The following is a 21,023-nucleotide window of genomic DNA, read 5'->3' on the forward strand; positions in this document are numbered from 1 at the left end:
ATTTCGTTCCATCGACGACTGCCCAGGTGGACAGACCCTCGTTATTGTCTTAAATAGCACCGAATGCCTAAGCAGCGTGTTGAATGACCGACGTCGGATTCTAGCGATCCTTTCCTTTCACTTCGACCTTCATTCTTTTTTGGCCATCGATTCATGCGTGTCATCGTTACCGGATCCAGCGGATTGATCGGCTCAGCCGCCGTGCGTCATTGGGACGCAGCGGGCGATCAAGTGATCGGCATCGACAACGACATGCGTTCGACCTTTTTTGGGCCCGACGGCAGTACCCAGTGGAACCAAACGCAGCTGGAATCGGAAACCCAGAATTTCCGCACCGAGTCCATCGACATTCGTGACCGCGACGCAATCCTGGACTTGTTCAAGAACGAAACGCCGGATCTGATCATTCACTGTGCGGCCCAGCCCTCGCACGACAAAGCGGCCGCGATCCCGTTTCTGGATTTCGAAGTCAACGCGAACGGAACGTTGAACTTGTTGGAAGCCACCCGCCGCCACGCGCCCGATGCCGTGTTCTGTCACATGAGCACGAACAAAGTTTACGGCGACGCCCCCAATGAACTGCCCCTGCGAGAACACCCGACCCGCTGGGACTACGCGCGGGAAGAAGACCACCACGGAATCGACGAAACCTGTCGCATCGACCAGACCATGCATTCACTGTTCGGCGCGAGTAAAACCGCCGCCGATGTGCTGGCTCAGGAATACGGAAAGTACTTCGGATTGAAGACGGGGATCTTTCGCGGCGGTTGTCTGACCGGGGCAAGCCACAGCGGAGTGGAACTGCACGGTTTCCTCAGCTATCTGGTCCACGTCGCCGTGACAGGAAAACCCTACACGATCTTCGGGTACAAGGGAAAACAGGTCCGCGACCAAATCGAGTGCTCCGATGTCGTCCGCGCCTTCGAATCCTTTGCCAAAAACCCTCGCCCCGGCGAGGTTTACAACATCGGGGGTGGACGTGAAAACGCAGCCAGCGTGCTTGAGTGTATCGCGTTGATCGAGGAAATCAGCGGACATCGAGTCGGGTACACCATCGGCGAGGAAAATCGCAAGGGCGATCACATCTGCTACATCAGCGATCTGAGCAAGTTGCGCCGCGACTATCCCGACTGGACCATCCGCGTTTCGCTCCGAGAGATCGTCGCACAAATGATCGCCAGCGCCGAAGCGCGACAGGGCAAGGCGTCGTAAGGTCCGTCGAGCGGGCCGCCAGCCGTGAGGCCACCGGCAAAGTACATCGGGCCCGGCCGCCAACGCGCCGCGACTCTCGACGTGAGGGCAATCGGACAAATGCGAGAGTGTGCGACACGCTGGCGTTTTTCGACATAGGTTTGGTGTGGTCCATCATCGGTTCCACCAATGGCCGCCCACCCGAGGCAGCCGTTCTGTGCCAACCGCCGTGAGTCGGACAGTCGAAACGAATCGCCCACCTGTCAATCATGAACTCAGCGCCAAACACCGCGATAGCCCCTTCGGAAACGCAACCCGTCGCGGAACAGTTTGGCTTGGGTGAACCCACCGGCGACGATCAAGTACACTGCCTGATTCCGTCCGCTGGCGGATACACGGGTCCCGAACGCCGCGCCAGTCGTCGCATCCCGCGAACGCTTGAGATCTCGGTTCAACCCATGGATCTCCAGATGAAGGAGTCGGGCAGGCCGTTCTTCGCGATCACGCGCGACATCAGCCAAGGCGGGCTGGCGTTCTTGAGTTCCCAGAAATCCGACTTTGAAAAAGCGGTCGTGTCGCTCAACGATGGCGTCGCGCCGGGAATCGTCTGCCGCATCTGCCACAGCTCATTGGTTCACAGCAGCGGGTCCGAAGAAGTCTGGTTGACGAACGTCGAGTATTTGCACCTCCATCGACCTCGCAAGTAGGCCCGCTCGGCCCGGTGCAAACACGGGGAAGCGAAATTCTTCTTGGATTCGCCCGCGATTGACATGGCTCAATCGACTCCGCGGCCCCCGCTGGTGCCCTGAGAGGACTTCCGCGGGTGGTCGGTCTCGACGGGCGGCAGGATTGATTACAATTCCTGCATTCGCAGCCGACGCCATCTCTCCAGAAACGGGCGTTCGGCGTTCCTCCCAGACACCCAGAGCTGATATGCCCCGCTTCGCCACTGCGCTCGCCGCGCTCGCCCTTCTGGCCTCCGCCGGTTTCTGCCAAGACGATTCGACCACGCCCTCCGAATCCGTCTCCTTGTTCAACGGCAAGGATCTTTCCGGGTGGATCGGGCGCGCCGATTTATGGTCCGTCGAAGACGGCCAGATTGTCGGCCGGACCGTCGCAGAAAAACCGCTGCAGCAAAACACGTTTTTGATCTACACCGGCAGCGAACCGAGTGACTTTGAGTTGACGTTCCAATTCAAAATCGAAAACACGAACTCCGGCGTGCAATATCGCAGCAAGATTTTGGACAAGGAAAAGTTTGTCGTCGGTGGTTATCAGGCCGACATCGATTTCTCGAACCGCTACGCCGGGATTCTCTACGAAGAAAAAGGCCGCGGCATCTTGGCCGAACGCGGTCAGTCGGTCACGATCGACGAGCAAGGGAAGAAAACCCGCAAGACCTTTGCCGACGGAGCCAAACTCGGCAACGGCATTCACCCCGGTCAGTGGAACGAGTATCGCATCGTCGCCAAAGGAAACCACCTGCAGCACTTCATCAACGAAACGATGACGGCCGAAGTGTTCGACAACCAGCCCGGCAAATCTGCGTCATCGGGCGTGATCGCGTTTCAATTGCACCGCGGCGACCCGATGGTGGTGCGGTTCAAAAACATCGTGCTGCACCCGGCCGAGTGACAGCGGGACGGCTTCCCGATCGACTATGATCCCGTTAGGAGTATCTCATGACAAAGTCGATTTGGGCCAGTGACGATCAAACGGAAACACTGCTCGCCGCTGCGCGGTCGGGCGATTCCGACGCGGTCAACCGTTTGCTGGAAAAGCACCGGGCGCCGATCCGGCGACTGGTCGAATTGCGTCTGGACCGGAAAGTCCAACGCCGCGTGGACGTCAGCGATGTCGTTCAAGACGTGATGATCGAAGCCAGCGGTCGGCTGGACAAATACCTGTCCGACCCGGCGATGGCGTTTCACCTTTGGTTACGCCAAATCGCTTGGGATCGGATCATCGACACCTATCGGCGGCATCGGGTCAGCGCAAAGCGGAATATGGACCGCGAGCAACCGATGACCTCGCCGGGCGGTCCCGACCAGTCGACGATGGAGTTGGCCGTCCAACTGTGTGATCCCGGTTTGACACCCGCGGCGGCCGCCACGCAACGCGAGATTGCCGCCAAGGTCGAAGCGGCGATCGAAAAGATGAATGATCAGGATCGCGAAATCATCCTGATGCGGCACTACGAGCATCTTTCCAACTTGGAAATCGCCGAGGTGCTGGGGCTCAATCCGCCCGCGGCAAGCATGCGTTACCTTCGCGCCGTGCGTCGATTGCGTGAGGTGCTTCAAGAGGACGACCAGTCGTCATCGACCAGTGATGAGCTTCGCCGGTGAGCGATCTGTCGGCCCGCGACGAGCAGCGGTTGGCGGACCTGTTGGCCGAACTGACCGATGCGATCTGCCGTGACCAACCGATCGACTTTGATCGCGTCTGTCGCGAGAACCCTGACCTGGCCGACGAACTCCGGAAACTGTGGGGCGCCGTGTTGGTGACCGACACCGCGGGGATCGCAGCCGACCAACGGCCGCCGACACCTGCCGGGGACGACAACCGCTGGCGACGTCTCAAGCTGCCAACCACGATCGGCGATTACGAACTGATCGAAGAGGTCGGACGCGGCGGCATGGGCGTCGTCTTCCGCGCCCGTCAGATCAGCCTGGAGCGTGAAGTCGCGGTCAAAATGATTTTGCGAGGCCGGTTGGCCAGCGACGTCGACCTGGAACGCTTTTTGGCCGAAGCGGCGGCGACGGCTCGGCTGGTCCATCCGGGGATCGTCCCCGTCTACGAAGTCGGTGACATCGACGGCCGTCCGTTCTTCAGCATGCAATACATCAAGGGCGAAACGCTCGCCGATCGGACCGCTCGGGGGCCACTTCCGCAGCGTGAAGCGGCCCGAATCATCGCCGAAGTCGCCCGTGCCGTGCAATTCGCCCACGACCAAGGATTCGTTCATCGCGACCTAAAACCCAGCAACATTCTGCTCACCAAGGAAGGCCAAACGTTGATCACCGACTTTGGGTTGGCCAAAGAATCTGGCACCAACGTCAATCTGACCCGCAGCGGCATGCTGGTCGGAACGCCGGCCTACATGTCACCCGAGCAAGCCGGCGGAAGACGCGAATTGCTCGGGCCGGCCACCGACATCTACAGCATGGGGTCGATGCTCTATTTCACCTTGACCGGCCGACCACCGTTCGTCGCGGAAACGCCCGTCGAGATGGTGATGCTGGTGATCGAACAGGACCCCAGTCCCCCACGCGCACTCCGCCCGGGACTCGACCGCGATCTGGAGATGATCGTGATTCGCTGTCTCCAAAAACCGATCGATCTCCGCTATGCCACGGCCGGCGACCTGGCGAAGGATCTGGATGCCTTTCTGGCCGACGAAGTCGTTGCGGCCCGCAGCGGACGGTTTGCACAAGTGATCGCCAGAATTTTTCGCGAAACGCACCACGCCGCCGTGCTGGAAAACTGGGGCACGCTCTGGATGTGGCATTCCCTGGTGCTGTTGGTGGCCTGTTATTTGACCTGGCAACTCGAGTTTCTCGGCTGCAGAAATCGCTTTATCTACATGGGCGTTTGGACCGTCGGACTGGGCACCTGGGCGACGGTGTTTTGGAAACTGCGACAGCGGATGGGGCCGGTGACGTTTATCGAACGCCAGATCGCCCACGTCTGGGGCAGCAGCATGATCGCGATCGGCATGCTGTTTCCGATCGAGCGGCTGCTCGGCTTGGACGTGCTGGTGCTCTCGCCACTGCTGGGCGTGATCAGCGCGATCGTGTTTGTGGTCAAAGCGGGCATGCTGACCGGTGCGTTTTACTTCCAAGCCATCGCACTGTTCGCTGCATCATTGCTGATGGCCATCGCACCGCGCTGGGCGCATCTGATCTTCGGGATCGTCTCGGCGCTCTGCTTCTTCATCCCCGGTTATCAATACTGGAGACGGAAGCAGCGGAGGATCTAGGTTTGAGATTTGAGATTTGAGATTTTCCTGCCCCCCATTTTTCTGCCACTTCCCGCTCCGCTTTCTCCCTACCCCCGCTCCCAACAGGCCACCGTATGGACTTCGGTCGCCTGTTCAATCTGCCGGTGCACCGGGCGGTCGAATCGGCATTTGTCGACGACCAGGGGGCAGCGATCGGCGAAGGAACACCCCACGTGTTCTCGATCCGGCGTCGGGACTTCACCTTGCAAGCGAATCCGCTGACGCGACGCTGCCTTGGACGGATCGGGAACCGGCACCGCCGACAACAACGCTTCGGTGTACGGGTGCGTCGGATGTGAGTACACCGATTCGGCCTCGCCCAATTCGACCAGCCGCCCCAAGTACATCACACCGACTCGCGTGGCGATATGCCGAACCACGCTCAGGTCGTGCGCGATGAACAAGTACGACAGTCCCAGTCGCTGCTGCAGATCCATCAGCAGATTGATGATTTGGGCCTGGATCGACACATCCAGCGCACTGACCGGTTCGTCGCACAAAATCAATTTCGGCTGGACGGCCAAGGCTCTGGCGATGCCGATCCGTTGTCGCTGGCCGCCGCTAAATTCGTGCGGATAACGATTCAAAAACCTCGGGTTCAAACCCACCAAATCCATCAGCCGCAAGACTTCCAGCTTGCGGTCTTTGCCCGATGCCAATCCGTGCACGGCCAACGGTTCACCGATGATGCTGCCGACGGTCATGCGTGGGTTGAGTGAGGCGAACGGATCCTGAAAAATCATTTGCACGATGCGTCGAAACGGCATCATTTCACGATCACCCAGCCGCGTGATGTCGACCCCTTCCAGCCGCACCGAACCGCTGGTGGGATGCACCAGATTGATGATCGCCCGCGCGGTGGTTGACTTGCCGCATCCCGACTCGCCCACCAGTGCCAGCGTCTCTCCCTTGTTGATGTCAAACGACAGACCATCGACGGCACGGATCACGCCTCGCTGAGGACTGAGGAACGAGCCGCGGCTGAAGGGAAAGTGAACGCGAAGGTCCTGGACGGACAGCAATGGTGCGGTCGGCGATGTCCCGGGCAATGCGGTCGCCGGTCGGGTCAGTGCGGAGCTTGTTTCAGACATCGGCCGTCTCCTGTGCAACCAGGCAGGCGACTTCACGTTGGCCGTTCAGATTGATCAATTCAGGATCCCGCGTTTGGCACGCATCGATGGCCAGGGGACAGCGTGGCCGAAACGAACAGCCGCCGGGCAGGTTGCCCAAATCGGGCGGTTGCCCCGGAATCGCTTCCAACGTGTCGGAGGATTGATCAAACCGTGGCAGCGAGCGAAGTAAGCCTTGCGTGTAAGGATGTTTCGGGTCGGCGAACAAGGTCGGGGCATCCGCCTTTTCGACGACGCGTCCGGCATACATCACCAGCACGCGTTGACAGATCTCCGCCACGACGCCCAGGTCATGGGTGATCATGATGATGCTGGTACCGCGACGCTGTTGCAGGTCGCGGAGCAGATCCAAGATCTGTGCCTGGATCGTCACATCCAGCGCGGTCGTCGGTTCGTCGGCGATCAACAAATCGGGTTCGCAGGACAAAGCCATCGCGATCATCACGCGTTGCCGCATCCCGCCGCTGAATTGGTGGGGATAATCGCGAAGTCGCTTCTCGGCGCCGCTGATCCCGACCAACTCCAACATCTCGGCCGCTTGACGATGGGCTTCTTTACGACCGAGGCCGAGGTGCAAACGCGTCATCTCGGTCAATTGTTGCCCGACGGTCATCAGGGGATTGAGCGCCGTCATGGGATCTTGAAAGATCATCGCGATGCGGCGACCGCGGATTGACTGCATTTGTCGATCGTTCAATTTCAGCAGGTCTTGCCCCTGATAGTGGACGTGGCCACCATCAATACGGCCCGGCGGCTTGGGTACCAACCCCATCAACGCCAGATTCGTCACGCTCTTCCCGCTACCGCTTTCGCCGACCAGTCCGACGGTTTCACCGGGATAGACCTCGAACGACACCCCGCGCACGGCGCGGACCTGGGATTCATCCGTCTTGAAACTGACTTGCAAGTCTTCGACTTTCAGCAGCGGCTCTGATTCAACCATGTTGTCAATCTCGGTTCTTCATCCTCGGGTCGAGCGCATCACGAATGCCGTCGCCGAGAAAGTTGAGTGCAAAGAGGGTTGCCGCCAAGGCACCGCCGGGGAAGACCACGACCCACCAAAACACCTTGATGATCGACAGTGCTTCCACGCCGTCGTTGAGCAACAGTCCCCAGGAGACGTCGGGCGGCGAAACGCCCAGCCCCAGAAAAGACAAAAACGCTTCGAACAGCATCACGCTGGGGATCGTCAGTGTCAGGTAAACGATCACGACGCCCAGCACGTTCGGCACCAGGTGTCGAAACACGATCCTCCATGACGAAGCGCCGACGGTCCGCGCCGCTTCAATAAACTGCTCGTGACGCAGTGACATGACTTGGCCGCGGACGACTCGCGACATGGTCAACCAGTAAATCGCACCGATCACGATGTAGAAAATCGTGATCTGATCGATACCGACCGAATCCAGTTTCTTCTTGACCGAGTCTTCACCGAGAAACGTGACCAGGAAGATCACGACAAAGATGAACGGAATCGAGTACAGCATGTCGACCAACCGCATCATCGCCGCGTCGATGTTTCCGCCGAAATAGCCCGCGATCGCGCCATAGCTGACCCCGATGATCAGACTGACCAGCGTCGCCACGATGCCCACGATCAACGAAACGCGCGCGCCCCAGAAAACCCGTGCCAGCAGGTCGCGACCGAGCTTGTCGGTGCCGAACAGGCTGGGGATCGCATAGTCGCCAAAAACGGCGACGCGGATTTCAGTCATCCACCAAGCCACCGGACCGAGTTCGTTCCACATCTGATTGAAGGGATGCTCCACGTCGATGCGATCGGCGATCGTCGCTTCGATCAGCGGGCGTTTTTTGGGCCCCGCCGCAGCAACTTCGGCACGCAGCTGTTCGAGCGATCGATTGAACTCCGCCAGTTCGCCGGTCAGTGTTCCACCGGCGAACTTCAATCCGGGACGACTGCCCATCACGACCGAATGGAAACCCGGCGGCAGAAATTTACGGTTGTCCAAATCCTTGTCGATCGGACTTTGCAGCGGTATCAGCGGCGTTAGAAGCGCCAGCACCGAGAGCGTCAGCAGGCACCACAGCGAAATCATCGCGGTCCGGTTGCGACGCAATCGTTTCCACGCGTCCTGCCAAAGCGACACGCCACGGATCTCGCGTGCTTCGGCGAGAATGCGTTCCAAGGTTTCGCGATCCGCTTCGGATTTCACTGTAATTTGACCCTCGGATCGATGATGGCGTAGGCGAGGTCGACCAGGGTGTTCATCACAAACAGAATCACGGTGTAAGTCAGCACCATGCCCATCGCGAGCGTGTAATCACGCTGCGTGGCGGCGTTGATAAAGTGGCTTCCCATCCCCGGCAAGGCAAAGATCTTTTCCAGCACCAGCGACCCCGTCAGCACCCGAGCGACGGCCGGGCCGAGATACGACACGACGGGCAACAAGGCGCCGGGCAAAACGTGGCGCAAGATCACCGTGCGGTGCGGCAAACCTTTGGCGATCGCCGTTCGCACATGATCCTTCGTCAGCATCTCCAGCATCCCCGTGCGACTGAGCCGGGCGATGTAGGCCGCCACCGGCAGGCCCAAACAGAACGCCGGCAAGGCGATCTGCTGCAACGTCCCCCAGCCTCCGGCGGGAAACAATTGGATCATGAACACGAACAACAGGATCGCCAGACTGGCCAACACAAAATTCGGAATCGCGATCCCCAAGACCGCGGCAAACATCAACGCCACGTCCGCTTTGGTGCGGCGATAGACCGCCGAGATGACGCCGGCGGTGACGCCCAGAACGATCGCAAACACGAGTGCAAAAATCGCCAGAGTCGCCGACACCGGAAACCCTTCGGCCAACACCTGATTGACGCTGTAATCTTCCAGCCCCATGCACCATCCCAAATCGAATCGTGTGACGATCCCGACCAGGTAATCCCAATACTGCTGTAGCGGCGGTGCATCCAAGTTGTAGCGCGCTTTCAACTGGCGTTCGATTGCCGGTGGAATGCTCCGCTCGCCGCTGAACGGATTGCCCGGCACGCTGCGCATCAAAATGAATGAAACCGTGTAGACCGCCCACAGCGTCAGTATCATCCATGCCGCTCTTTTGAGCAGATAGCCAATCAGATTTCGCATGCTGGGAAGTCAGTCCTTCGAGGGCGCCGTTGAAGGGTCGTCGGATCGGTAGCGCAGAATCGACAGCGGGTGCAAATCCTGGGCAGACGGCGCGAACCCTTCGATGTTCGTTTTGGCCATCTCGGCAGACGTGTAAAAGAAGATCGGGATGATCGGCAACTCGGTCGCCAAAATCGCTTCGGCTTGTCGCAACAACTCCATCCGGCGTTTGGGATTCAACTCGCTGCTGGCGGCGCTGATCAAACGATCGTATTCCGGGTTGCTCCAATTCGTGTTGCTCTGCGGATTGCCGGTGACCCAGAGGTCCAAGAAGGTGTTGGGGTCGGGATAGTCACCGACCCAACCGTAGCGAGCGATTTCGTACTTTTCCTGTTGGATCGTCTCGATGAAACTGCCCCATTCCATGTTCTTCAGTTCCAACTTGATGTTTAAGTTGTTCTGCAGTTGTTGTTGAATCACTTCGGCGATCGGCCGATGACGTTCGCTGGTGTTGTACATCAGCGACATCTTGGGGAAACCACGCCCGCCGGGGAAACCGGCTTCGGCAAGCAACGCCTGGGCCTGCTCGACGTTTTCTTTGAGACCTTCGGGGCCCTGATAGCCGGCGATCCCCGGAGGCACGACGGTGTAAGCCGGCTGCTCCCCCGCCTTGGTCACCTGCTCGACAATTTGACGCCGATCGATCGCCATGCTGATCGCTTGCCGGACGCGGACGTCATCCAGCGGCGGGACGTCGTTGTTGAGTTTGTAGAAATAGATCGACAGCTTGGGAGCACTGTGGAAATCATCGCGGTCCCTCAGCTCTTCCAACACCGAGGCGGGCAGATCATAGACCCATTGCAGTTGCCCCGTCTCGTACATGTTCATCGCCGTGTTTTGACTCTCCAACGACACGAAGTCGATCGTTTCAAAGGAAACGCTGTCGGCACGCCAATAGTACGGGTTTTTCTCCACCCGAACACGATCGCGCAGGCGGCGGAATTTCAATCGGAAAGGGCCGTTGGAAACGATGTTTTCCGCCTTGGTCCACAGCGGGCTGCCATGGGTTTCCACGCACTCCTGGTTGACGGGAAACAGCGGGTAGTACGCGGCCAGGTTCAGAAAGTACGGCACCGAATTGTTCAGATGAACGACGAACGTTCGATCGTCAATGGCTTGAGCGCCGCCAAAATGTTTGAAGTCGACCAGCACCCCGTGCATCCGCTCGACGGACGCGTCGGCGGCGGCCGCCTCGGCCGAAACGGCGAAACGCTGCAACGTCGTCTCGGCTTCACTTTCGGCAATTGCGCCCGGATCGGCCACGTCGATTTCATAGATCCATCGGTCTTCCCAATCGAGCTGAGCCTGCTCGCGTTCTTCTTCCGTCGCGTCGGCACTCAACTCCGGGGCGTCGGGTTTGACGATCGCCCGCAGCGTTCCGTACTTCATCGTGCCGCGCGGAAAATGCTGGACGTTAGCTTCGCTCAGGGGCGTCTCACCGGGACGATCCCAAAGTTCGACTTCGACGCGATCGCCGATGTTGACGACCGAGCTGTTGTACTCCGTCGCCAAGCGGACTTCGCTGATCAGATACGCGTATTCGCAAGCCGTCGCAGGGTGCAACATCCGCTGCCACGACCAGGCGAAATCGTGGGCGGTCACCGGGCTTCCGTCGGTCCAACGGATGCCTTCGCGAAGCGTGAACGTGTAGGTCTTGCCGTCTTCGGAAACCTCATAACGCTCCGCCATCGCCGGCTGGGGAGCCAGCGGCTGCAATCCCGTTTCCGGATCGGGATCGCCCTCGGGCAGCATTCGCAACAAACCTTCAAACAGTTCGAAGATGATCCGGCTCTCCGGCTGGCCGGTCGCCCGGTGGGGGTCCAACGTACTCGGGTCGGTGCCGTTTTGAAGCGAAAAATCGGCCGGCGGAATGGGGTTCATTCGCGCAGCCCAGATCACTGCGACAACAGTGAACAGGCCCGCAAAGATCACGAATCCGCGGCGAACTTCCGGGGGCACGAGCGTGTCTCTTGTGGATGAAGGACTGGCGAGTGAAGTGGACCTCGGCAGTTTAGCGGGTTTGGCAAGCTTGGTGCGAGGGCGAAACTGATGGCGGACAAGCTCGCCGGGCACGACGAGCCCTAGCGACGCAATGCGCACCACTGTGGGGTAAGCATCTTGTTTGCCATCTCCAGTGGTTTACCACCGGCACGCTAGACGCGTTGCAAATCGCAAGCTGGAAGCTTAGCCACGGGTACGCCGGGGGCGTACGGGGATCGCAAGCTGGAAGCTTACGCCACTTTGGATTGAAGCCATCACGAGCTGCACGACAACATCGAGCATCCCGCCCGGTGACGCGCCCATTCGGGACGTTTTTCGGCATAGGCTTCTCGACCGAATTGTTCATCGTAGGGGTGGCGAAGCACCTCCAGCAGATCTGCGATCCCGGAATGGTCTCCCTGCTCGCTGCGATCGATCGCCAATTGAGCCAAGTAGTTGCGGAGTACATACAGCGGGTTGACGCGATTCATTCGCTCGCGCCGCTTTTCATCCGAGACGCCGGCGCTGCTGAGTCGGGTTTGGTAACGGCTGAACCAATCCGCCGTCGCCGTGCGGACTTCGTCGTTGATTTCGTCGGGCTTGTAATACGCTTCGTGTAACAAGTCGCACACCGATTCGGCATCAACGTCGCTCGGCACGTCGGCGAGCCGTCGGTAGAACAACGTCATGTCGGTCTCGGCCAGTTGCAGAACGTCAAACAGCTGCGAAAACAGACGCTGATCTTCTTCGCCATGAAACTTGTCCAGACCGAGCTTGGCGGACATCATCGAATTCCATCCGTCGTCAAACGTTTCGACATACAGATGCAATCCTTTTTGCAGCACGTCGACGTCGTGATCGACCAGCGGCAACAACGATCCGGCAAACTGTGCCAAGTTCCATTGGGCGACCTGGGGTTGATGCCCATAGCGATAACGTCGCCCCTGGGCATCGGTGGTGTTCGGCGTCCATCCCGGGTCGTAATCTTCCAGCCACCCGTAGGGGCCGTAGTCGATCGTCAGCCCCAGAATGGACAGGTTGTCGGTGTTCATCACGCCGTGGACGAAACCGACGCGCATCCAGTGCACCATCAACTCGGCCGTCCGCTGACAGACCTCGGCAAAGAACTCGGCATAAACCTCCGGTGACGGCTCGCCCAGATGGGGAAAGTCGTGCCGGATCGTAAAATCGGCCAGACGGCGCAGCGTGTCGACGTCATCGCGGCTGGCGAAGATCTGAAAATTCCCCAGTCGCACGAAGGATGGCGCGACGCGACAAACAATCGCCCCGGGTTCCTGCTTGGGATTGCCGTCGTAGAACATGTCGCGGGTCACCGCGTCGCCGGTCAGCACCAGACTGAGCGCCCGTGTCGTCGGCACGCCCAAATGGTGCATCGCTTCACTACACAGAAACTCCCGGACGCTGCTGCGCAACACCGCCAGTCCGTCGGCGAATCGGGAGTAGGGGGTCGGCCCGGCACCTTTCAGTTGCAACGTTTGATGACGCCCGTGGACGTCGACGACTTCGCCAAGATTGATCGCACGTCCGTCGCCGAGTTGACCGGCCCAATTTCCGAATTGGTGCCCGCCGTAACACATCGCAAACGGATCCATCGCCGGATGAAGGGCATTGCCACCCATGACATCGGCGAATTGCTGTGACTGCAAAAGCTCGGGTGTGATCCCCAACTGCTCGGCGATTTCACGTGAGTGCGCAATCAATCGCGGTGCCGCGACGGCTTTCGGAACGACACGGGAATAACACGCCCCGTGCACCTGACGGATCTGATTGGACTCGTCCGGATCGGCAGGCAAGTGCCGCGTGAAGCGGTTGTCGAACGTTAACGTTTCCCAGGCATCGATCCATTCTTGTTGTGACATGCCTGTAGTTTAGAGGCACGAACAGGTTTCGGGAGGTGTGGGGTGGGGGATGGCAGAAAAATGGAGCAGGACAGACAGGTCAGAACCCGAGGATTTTTTCGAGCCCCGAATTGATTTGCTCCATTCCCGAACCGAGTTGTTTCTGGATCAAGCTATCGAGTCGGTTTTGAATCACTTCGGCGCCGGCCTTGGTGCCCAGTTCGGTCATCACGTTGCGAACGGCGGAATCATCCAACTTGGGGCGATCGAGCGTTCCGGTGATGGGGAAGGTCAGCGTTTGACCGGCCAGGCCCCTGAGATCGCTGCCGAGCCAACGGGCGTCCAGCGGGACTTGGGCAACCAGGTTGATGCTGGAATCGGTGGCGACCCGTCCGCTGGTCATCAGATTCGCGCGATCGATTTTGAAATACATCCGCTGGTGAGTGGCGACTCCATTTTCGAAACTGAACTCGACGCTTTGGGGCGGCATCTCGATCAGCGTCTTGGCACTCGCCGGTTCGACTTGCCCGCCGGCCATCCGCGCAAGTGATTTGATTTGCTCGACGCCTTGGATCAATTGGTTTGCCAGCGGACCGGATGACAGTCGCATGTTTTGCACATCGAGTCTGCCGCGAACCACGCTGGCGTAGGGATCGTCGACGTTGAACGCCACTTCGTCGAACTCGGCCGCGATGTTGCCATCAATGGTGGTCGCATTGGCCGCCAGCGGAGCGAGATATTTGAGCCAGCCGGCTGCGGTCGACGGTGTGATCTTTAACGATTTGACTTTGGCCCCCGGTGACAATCGCACCATCATCGGACTGGCCATGTAATCGACCTGTGCCGCCAGATCGACTTGACCAACCTCGGCCGGAGTCGCATCCGAGGTCGGACCGAGCGAAAGGATGGGGAACGAAGTGCGAGCAATCTTGAGGGATTGGTCGGTCATCTGGAACGGCAACTTAGTTTGCCCGATGCGAATCTCGGCGACCTCGCACTGGTCCCATCCGAGTTCTCCCTTGACGACCAGCGTCGCATGGTTGCCGGTCGACGATTGACCGGTTGCCGAGGTCCACTTGAATTCGAAGGGGGCTTCGTGGATTCCGCTCGCTTGGATCGGCATCCCCATCAGATTGGAGAGCCGCGCGGCGACGACATCCATCTTCCATCGCGAAGGGCCGGACAACCGCACCGCCATCGATTCGCCCGCGGTTTGCACCTCGCCGACCATCGTGCCGGCAAACCCGTCGCTGGCCAGTTGCAGTTCGGGCAGGCTGACGATGCCGCTGTCGGCGTTGTATTGCATCCGCCCTTCGACCTTCACGCGTGGTTCCTGCCAAATCAGCTCACCCGGCGAAGTCTGTTGGACATTTCCGAAACCTTGCCCGAACGTCGGACGTGGGCTTGGACCATACGCTCCCGCGGGAGTCCCCGGCGGATAATTGCGTTGATCCGACGGAGCGTGAAGGGCGACGTTGGTTGCCGAGGCCGATGCGTCGATATTCCACTTCACCGGGCCGCTGGTGATGTTCAGCTTGCCGCTGGACAGTCCGCTGATCTGGTAGGCATGCTCTTGCACCGGTCGGTAGCTGATCGGTCGAATGACGTTGGTCGACGCCGCGCGTGCAATCGTCGAACCGACGCTCTCTTGCAACCGCTTTAAATCGGCGTTCCAAGCGATGTCCAAATTCGTTTTCTCACGACTCGCACCACCACGGATCGCCAGCGACAGTGCTTCGCCACGGACCGTCAACTCTTGCGACGAGAAGTTCCCACCGGGCCAATCGAGCACGCCGTCGAAATTGACCGTCACACTTTGTTGGACGTACCATTGGTTGTCGTAGTTGATGCGTGGCTGGCTGACGACAAATTCGGCTTTGGAAAGCGAACCGCCCGATCGACTGACGTTGGCGATCGCCGATCCGGTCAACCGGCCTTCGGCACTGCGGAGCGACTCGGGCAGCCAAGGTCGCAACGATTCGCTGAGGTTCTCCAGCCGCCCATCGCACTCCAACCGAACCGGATAGATGGAATCCGGTGTCGGTCGTGACACGGGCTCCATCAGTTCGGCACGCAAGGAAACACCGCCGCTGCGAATCCCAACATCAGCGGACATCAGTTGCTGGAGCGTTCGTCCGTCCCATTGGCCCTTGGCCGCGACGTCGCCCTGCACGATGGCGCGTTTGAAACGATGCCCGCTGGGCAAGGTGACCAGCAAGTTTTTCGCCTCGCCGTTGCCCAACAGATCCCACTGGTCGGTTCGCCCACCTTCGGATCGATTGACCGTCCATCGCACCTGGCCTCCGGCGGTCCCGCCCAACGAGAGGTCCGAGAGATCGATCACCGGTCGCAACATGGTGTATAGACGACCGAAATCGATCTGCAGTTCTGCGGTTCCGTCTTGAAGCGTTCCGGAACCGGATGCTTCGGCAAAGGAACTCTTCACGTCGAATCGCTCGGCACGCAGCACGCCTTCATCATCGGTCACCGTGGCCGTTAATTCGATCGGGTCGATCATGACGATCCGCCCATCGGCGCGGGCCCGCAAGGATTCACTCGAAAGCGTCAAATGGCTGCGTTGAGTCGCCGATGGTCCCGGCGCCGACGAACCGGCGGGTCGATTTTCGATGATGCCGTGCGCCCGCCCCGACACCAACGTGACGTTGTCGCGCAATGGGATCAGCCCCGGTAACGCTCGATCGAGTGACGCCAAATCCACATCCACGCGTGCCTTGCCGTCCAACGCCTGCAGCCAACTGAGCGGATTGTCTTCCGAACCGACCAGTGAGATCGTGGTCGGAAACGATCCGTCGAGTGTGGCCGAGGCGAAATCGGTTGTCAGCTCCAGCCCGCGACCGGACAGCCAGCCGCCGGCGAGCGCGACGTCTCCATCCAGGGTCGCGAGCTCATTGTTCCATTGCCGAACTTGAACCGATTGCGTTTGGACCGCCTGGGGCCGACCATCGGACGCTTGCCCGCCGGCGGCCGAGACGCTGGTCCGCAGGTTGCGAATCCGCACGTCACCCAAGCTGGCCTGGATCGCCCCGTCGGCAGCACCGACCAGCTGCAACCGACCGGTCGTGTCGCCGGAAAATTTTTGCGGCAATCCGTCGATCGCCCCGGCAAAGCGAAGGGCAACGAGGTTGGCGACGGACAGCGGAAAGGACTCGGTATCGAACGACACCTTCCACAATTCGGCCGACTCCGCTTGCCAGACAAACTGGCTTTGGATCGCTCCGCCGCTGCCGCCGGGCTCATTGACCACCCCGGCGATCTCACCGGTGATCCGCGCTCCCTTAACTGTCACACTAACATTCGATTGGCTCAGCGACCAAGACTCACCCGACGTCGAATCGGTGGCGATCGCGCCAAAATCTTGGATCTGGATCGATGCAGAGACCAATGATTCCGGCTGGTCACTCGGCTCCAGCAACGGGGCCAAATCCGATTCGATCGACGAACCGCCTTCGGCCACACTACACGCCAGCCCCACGCCACGCAGCGACACTTCACCGACCGCCGCCGGATCCAATCGCAGCAGTTCCATCACCGTCAACGCGGTATCGGCGCGGTCGATTTGGATGACCGTGTCACCCGATGGACCGACCAGCTTGAGCCCACGGATCGATAGCGGAGTGATCCAGCCGACGTCGATCGATTCGGCCGACGCGGTCCAGCCGTAGGCCTGTGCTCTTGATGCAAGCATGGACCGGGCGACCCCGGTGTGGCTGACCAAACTGGGGGCCGCGAGCGCCAGCAGGCCGAGAAATCCGAGCGCTAGCAACAGCATTCGGTAGTAGCGTCGGGAGCGATTGGAGCGTCGTCGCCGCGTGGCATCGAGCTGAGAACGCTCGAGATCATCTAGCAAATAGTCGTCTCTCACCACGGTCACATCCTTGTGCCTGCCGCACAGAAATCCCTTCACCTGAAAAGCGCTGCGGACGAGAGTACGCCAAAACGCCCCCGCGGCGCAAGATCAATCTGGACCGCCGGGTGAATCAGCGACAGGAGAACCGGAGCAATGGGTCAAAACAGTTGGTGGTCAAAAAATCAAATCCCGAACCGGCGCCATCCCTTTGACCACCCCATCTTTTGACCACGCCATCTTTTGACCACGCCCTTCCCTGGCGGGCTGTCGATTGAGTCGATCTCCATGACTTCAACGCGAGCATGTCAGGTGCGACGCGTTACCGAGGGGCGCCGCGTGGGCCCTTGCGAACGCGTGCGGGCTTATACCGACAGCCCGCTGGCCGCATCCGTTGCCGCTAGTTTTTTTCCGGCTTGGGGTTCTCGGCCTGTGGCTTTTCATTCTTGGAAGGCGTCGCCTCCGCTGCCTCCTTCGCCTCCGGCTTCGCTGTCTCCTTCGCCTCCGGCTTCGCTGCCTCCTTCGCCTCCGGCTTCGCTGCCTCCTTCACCTCCGGCTTCGCTGCGGGTTTTGCCGAAGGCTTCGCGTCAACCTTTTCCTCTGGTTTCGGTTCGGATTTGGCGGCGTCTTCCTTCTCAGCCTTCTCAGCGGCGGGTTCCTCGGGCTTCGGCTTTTCGTTCCACTCCAGCTTGGCCGCTTCTTGACGCTCCTTTTTGGAGGCGATCACGGGGAAGTCCACCGTGGTGAGACCGCGGTCGACGATCCAAATGTTCCGGAAACGGACGGGGTCGCCGTGATCTTGAATGTTGATCGGTGACAACGTCGGTTCTTCGGGTTTGCCGGCACCGGTCTTGTTGGCCAGTTCGACGTCGTCTTGCACCTTGACGCCGTTGATCCAACTGGTCACGCGTGCGTTGCGGATCTTGCTGCCGTCGGCGGCCCAGCGGGGCGCGGTGAAATGGACGTCATAGGTTTGCCAGACCAGCGGCGGCAGTGCCATGTTCACGTCGGGTGCTTTCATGCGGTACAGAGCCCCGAGGCCGTTGAACATCTTTTCGGTTCCGAACGAATCGAGCACCTGACACTCGTAGCGGCTCTGCAGGTACAGGCCGCTATTGCCGCGCTGTTGGCCTTCGGCTTGCGGCATGTAGGGCAAGCGAAATTCGACGTGCAGGTCAAAATCTTGGAACATCGGCGAGATCAGCGCGCCTTGCTTGAGCAATCCGTCATCGGTCATCTCGGCTTTGACGAAGTGGTCGACGCTGGTGCCGTCGAACAAGACGGTCGCACCTTTGGGAGCTTTGGCACCGAGCGTGGGGCTGACACGGTGAACGCGTTTGAGTCGTCCGAGCAACTTGCCGCTGGAACTGACCAGGTTGCAGCCCTTGGGGTCGACGAAGATTGCCCAGGGTCCACCGGAAAGCACCAGACTGTCGTTGCCCCGGAGCCCGATCAGCCGCATCTCTTCACTTTGGTGGTTGGGCTCACCCGGCAGCCCTCCGTAAAACGCGATCGCATGGAATTGGTCTCCCGCGACCGGGCGGATTTGCAACGCCACGCTTTGTTTCTTTTTCTTTTCGCCTTTGGCACCGATCTGCCCGACGAACTCACCCATCAACGGATAATTCGGTTCCTTTTCCGGCGGCACCGTGTAGGCCGGCCCTTTACCGGGGATGATCGTCGGTTTCTGGGCAAAACCGGCGGCGGGGATCAGCAACATCGCCGCGACGAGCAATGCCGCAGCGGAATGGAATCCGAACTTGTTCTGGTGCAGTGACATGGGAGGCAATAGGCCAAAAGCGGGGAACCGAGGCGGGGAGATCTGCAGCGAGTCGCACGAGCGATCCGAATCAGATTCGAAATCGAACGGCCACCTCGCAGCAGAGAGTCTAATTCGCGCGGCGCCGCGGTACCACTTCGCGGCAGAAAATTGCCCCCGGGGGAAATCGAGTACCAGCACGAGCGTTCTCGCACAGACACTCCCTCACGGCGCCCCCCGCTACCGACTGCATTGCCAGGGCAGCATTGCCAGGGCACAGGGTCAGCCGTGATCGGAACGGCAGACCGAACTGTCTCCGGCGAGTCTCAGCAGCCTGCCGCGAGCCGAGTCCAAGGAATCGGCCAAAGCGGTACCCCCGTGTTCATCATTCTCGGCAGCGACGATTTCGACCTGCTCCACGCCGATGAAAGAGAACACCGTTCGCAAGTGGGGATCAAGGTGGTTCAGGGGTTCATTGCGACCGCCGGGCCCGTAGCCGCCGTCGCCTCGTGAGATCACGGCGATGAGACGTTTCCCGCGAACCAGTGGTGTGTAGGCTGAATCTGGATCATCGGGATGAAAATCGAACGTCCGACCGACACGAACGATTTGGTCGACATAGGCCTTGAAGCCGCTCGGCATGCCAAAATTGTAAAATGGGATCCCGGCGACAATCAGGTCGGCGCTGAAGAGTTCGTCGACGAGTTCGTCGCTCAACCGCAAGGCCGTTTGCATTTCCACGCTGCGTTGATTTGCAGGCGTAAATGCGGCGGCAATCCAATCCTGCGTCACATGTGGCAACGGGTCTCGACCGATGTCCCGATACGTCACCGTACCGTCCGGATGGGTGCGTTTCCAACGTTCCGCGAATTCGGCGGTTAGACGACGCGTGTGAGAGCGATCAAACCGCGGGCTCGAATCGATGTGCAACAGGTGATTCATCTCAATTCTCCAATCTGAATTTGGGCGGTTGCCGAAGGCGTGTCGGCGAAGGTAGTTTTTCGACCGTACCGGTATCATGTCCGGGTACTCGGCGAGGGCAACTGGGCACAAATTTGTGGGGTACTTTCTTTTAGGGAGGGATTCAAAAACGATGAGCGATCCAGAGGTGACCGAGGTCTTTGAGAAATGTTTGGGGTGCCGATACATGGTGGCACTGCTGAGACACATCGAAGTCGGCGTGAAGCGACCGGGGCAGTTGCAACGGGCCGTCGAAGGGATGACGGCGAAAGTACTCGCGGAGCGGCTGAAGCGTCTCGTCGAATTTGGCGTGGTCGAAAAAACGAGCTATCCCGAAATCCCACCGAGGGTCGAATACGATTTGACTTCGTTCGGCCGGCGATTGCTGGAGATCATCGATGAAGTCGACGCACTTCAAAAGCAAGCTCGCCTCCGCGACACCCGTTAATCCCACGACTCACCATGGGAATCAAACAAGACCAACGCTGTGTCGATTCCCAGTTCATGTTAAACTGATGCGTGTAAAGTTTGTTCCCTAGCCGCCAGGTCGTCCCTCGAGATGTGATGGATGAGTGAAGCTGCCCGATATATCCCGCACTACACCGTCGCGGATTACCGACAGTGGGAAGGCGACTGGGAATTGTGGCACGGGACGGCCGTCGCGATGACGCCCAGCCCGTTCGGCCGGCACGGTGGACTGCTCGTCAAACTCTGTACCGCGCTGACGATTGCAATCGATCAAGCCCAGTGCGATGCCTGCGTGCTCGCCGAGATCGACTGGATCATCTCGGACGACACGATTGTTCGCCCTGATGCAAGCGTCCTTTGCGGCGGGCCTCCCGAGGGGCATATCGAATCGACCCCGGCGATGATCGTCGAAGTGCTGTCCGATTCCACGCGAGACCGTGACACGAAACAGAAGCGAACGCTGTATCAAGAGAACCGAGTTCCCTGGTATCTGATCGCCGATCCCCGCGACATCTCCGTTCAACTGCTTCGGCTCAGCGACCTTGGCGAATACGAATCTGTTCCCGTCTCAGAACACGTCCAACTCTCGATCTGCGACAACTGCTGCCTGGTCGTGGACCTAGGCTGGCTGTCGCGCTGACGACGTTGGTGTTTAGCCTTTAGGCCAAT

16 protein-coding genes are annotated in these 21,023 nt (G+C 59.6%); 7 read left to right on the forward strand and 9 right to left on the reverse strand.

The window, feature by feature from the left end:
- The first annotated feature begins 153 nt into the window (after positions 1-153).
- The 5 genes from NZK35_RS00085 (at position 154) to NZK35_RS00105 (ending at position 5,173) form a co-directional block, all read left to right on the forward strand.
- Positions 154-1,212 carry an NAD-dependent epimerase/dehydratase family protein gene (locus NZK35_RS00085; RefSeq protein ID WP_259630563.1) on the forward strand — a complete coding sequence of 353 codons (1,059 nt, stop codon included), beginning with the start codon at positions 154-156 and terminating at the stop codon, positions 1,210-1,212.
- Between the two features lie 248 nt (positions 1,213-1,460).
- Positions 1,461-1,898, forward strand: coding sequence for a PilZ domain-containing protein (locus NZK35_RS00090; protein WP_259630564.1), 438 nt, complete (start codon positions 1,461-1,463; stop codon positions 1,896-1,898).
- A 226-nt stretch (positions 1,899-2,124) separates the two neighbouring features.
- Positions 2,125-2,826, forward strand: coding sequence for a 3-keto-disaccharide hydrolase (locus NZK35_RS00095; RefSeq protein WP_259630565.1), 702 nt, complete (start codon positions 2,125-2,127; stop codon positions 2,824-2,826).
- Between the two features lie 47 nt (positions 2,827-2,873).
- Positions 2,874-3,539 carry a sigma-70 family RNA polymerase sigma factor gene (locus tag NZK35_RS00100; RefSeq protein ID WP_259630566.1) on the forward strand — a complete coding sequence of 222 codons (666 nt, stop codon included), beginning with the start codon at positions 2,874-2,876 and terminating at the stop codon, positions 3,537-3,539.
- Positions 3,536-5,173, forward strand: coding sequence for a serine/threonine-protein kinase (locus tag NZK35_RS00105; protein WP_259630567.1), 1,638 nt, complete (start codon positions 3,536-3,538; stop codon positions 5,171-5,173). The genes NZK35_RS00100 and NZK35_RS00105 overlap by 4 nt, the downstream gene beginning before the upstream one ends.
- A gap of 68 nt (positions 5,174-5,241) precedes the next feature.
- Here NZK35_RS00105 and NZK35_RS00110 read toward each other — a convergent pair whose 3' ends face one another.
- The 9 genes from NZK35_RS00110 to NZK35_RS00150 form a co-directional block, all read right to left on the reverse strand.
- Positions 5,242-6,285 (reverse strand): ABC transporter ATP-binding protein, encoded by a 1,044-nt coding sequence (locus tag NZK35_RS00110; protein ID WP_259630568.1) that lies wholly within the window; start codon positions 6,283-6,285, stop codon positions 5,242-5,244.
- Positions 6,278-7,267: an ABC transporter ATP-binding protein gene (locus NZK35_RS00115; RefSeq protein ID WP_259630569.1), complete on the reverse strand. Its 990-nt coding sequence runs from the start codon at positions 7,265-7,267 to the stop codon at positions 6,278-6,280. Before NZK35_RS00115 ends, NZK35_RS00110 begins: the two co-directional genes overlap by 8 nt.
- A 4-nt stretch (positions 7,268-7,271) precedes the next feature.
- The gene (locus NZK35_RS00120) at positions 7,272-8,498 is read right to left on the reverse strand and encodes an ABC transporter permease (protein ID WP_259630570.1); all 1,227 of its coding nucleotides are present in this window, start codon (positions 8,496-8,498) and stop codon (positions 7,272-7,274) included.
- Positions 8,495-9,424, reverse strand: coding sequence for an ABC transporter permease (locus NZK35_RS00125; protein ID WP_259630571.1), 930 nt, complete (start codon positions 9,422-9,424; stop codon positions 8,495-8,497). Before NZK35_RS00125 ends, NZK35_RS00120 begins: the two co-directional genes overlap by 4 nt.
- A 9-nt stretch (positions 9,425-9,433) precedes the next feature.
- Positions 9,434-11,344, reverse strand: a complete 1,911-nt coding sequence (locus NZK35_RS00130) for a peptide ABC transporter substrate-binding protein (protein WP_259630572.1) — start codon at positions 11,342-11,344, stop codon at positions 9,434-9,436.
- 374 nt (positions 11,345-11,718) lie between these two features.
- Positions 11,719-13,323, reverse strand: coding sequence for a protein adenylyltransferase SelO (locus NZK35_RS00135; protein ID WP_259630573.1), 1,605 nt, complete (start codon positions 13,321-13,323; stop codon positions 11,719-11,721).
- 79 nt (positions 13,324-13,402) lie between these two features.
- Positions 13,403-17,185, reverse strand: coding sequence for a translocation/assembly module TamB domain-containing protein (locus tag NZK35_RS00140; RefSeq protein WP_259630574.1), 3,783 nt, complete (start codon positions 17,183-17,185; stop codon positions 13,403-13,405).
- 382 nt (positions 17,186-17,567) lie between these two features.
- Positions 17,568-18,947: a 3-keto-disaccharide hydrolase gene (locus NZK35_RS00145; protein ID WP_259630575.1), complete on the reverse strand. Its 1,380-nt coding sequence runs from the start codon at positions 18,945-18,947 to the stop codon at positions 17,568-17,570.
- 261 nt (positions 18,948-19,208) lie between these two features.
- Positions 19,209-19,868, reverse strand: coding sequence for an FMN-dependent NADH-azoreductase (locus NZK35_RS00150; protein ID WP_259630576.1), 660 nt, complete (start codon positions 19,866-19,868; stop codon positions 19,209-19,211).
- Positions 19,869-20,019: 151 nt separating this feature from the next.
- On the opposite strand from NZK35_RS00150, the gene NZK35_RS00155 reads away from it, so the two are divergent.
- Positions 20,020-20,334: a winged helix-turn-helix transcriptional regulator gene (locus NZK35_RS00155; RefSeq protein WP_259630577.1), complete on the forward strand. Its 315-nt coding sequence runs from the start codon at positions 20,020-20,022 to the stop codon at positions 20,332-20,334.
- 120 nt (positions 20,335-20,454) lie between these two features.
- Positions 20,455-20,994, forward strand: coding sequence for a Uma2 family endonuclease (locus tag NZK35_RS00160; RefSeq protein ID WP_259630578.1), 540 nt, complete (start codon positions 20,455-20,457; stop codon positions 20,992-20,994).
- The last annotated feature ends 29 nt before the right edge of the window (positions 20,995-21,023 follow it).

The organism is Stieleria sedimenti (assembly GCF_025060895.1).
In the GTDB taxonomy this organism is placed as follows: domain Bacteria; phylum Planctomycetota; class Planctomycetia; order Pirellulales; family Pirellulaceae; genus Stieleria; species Stieleria sedimenti.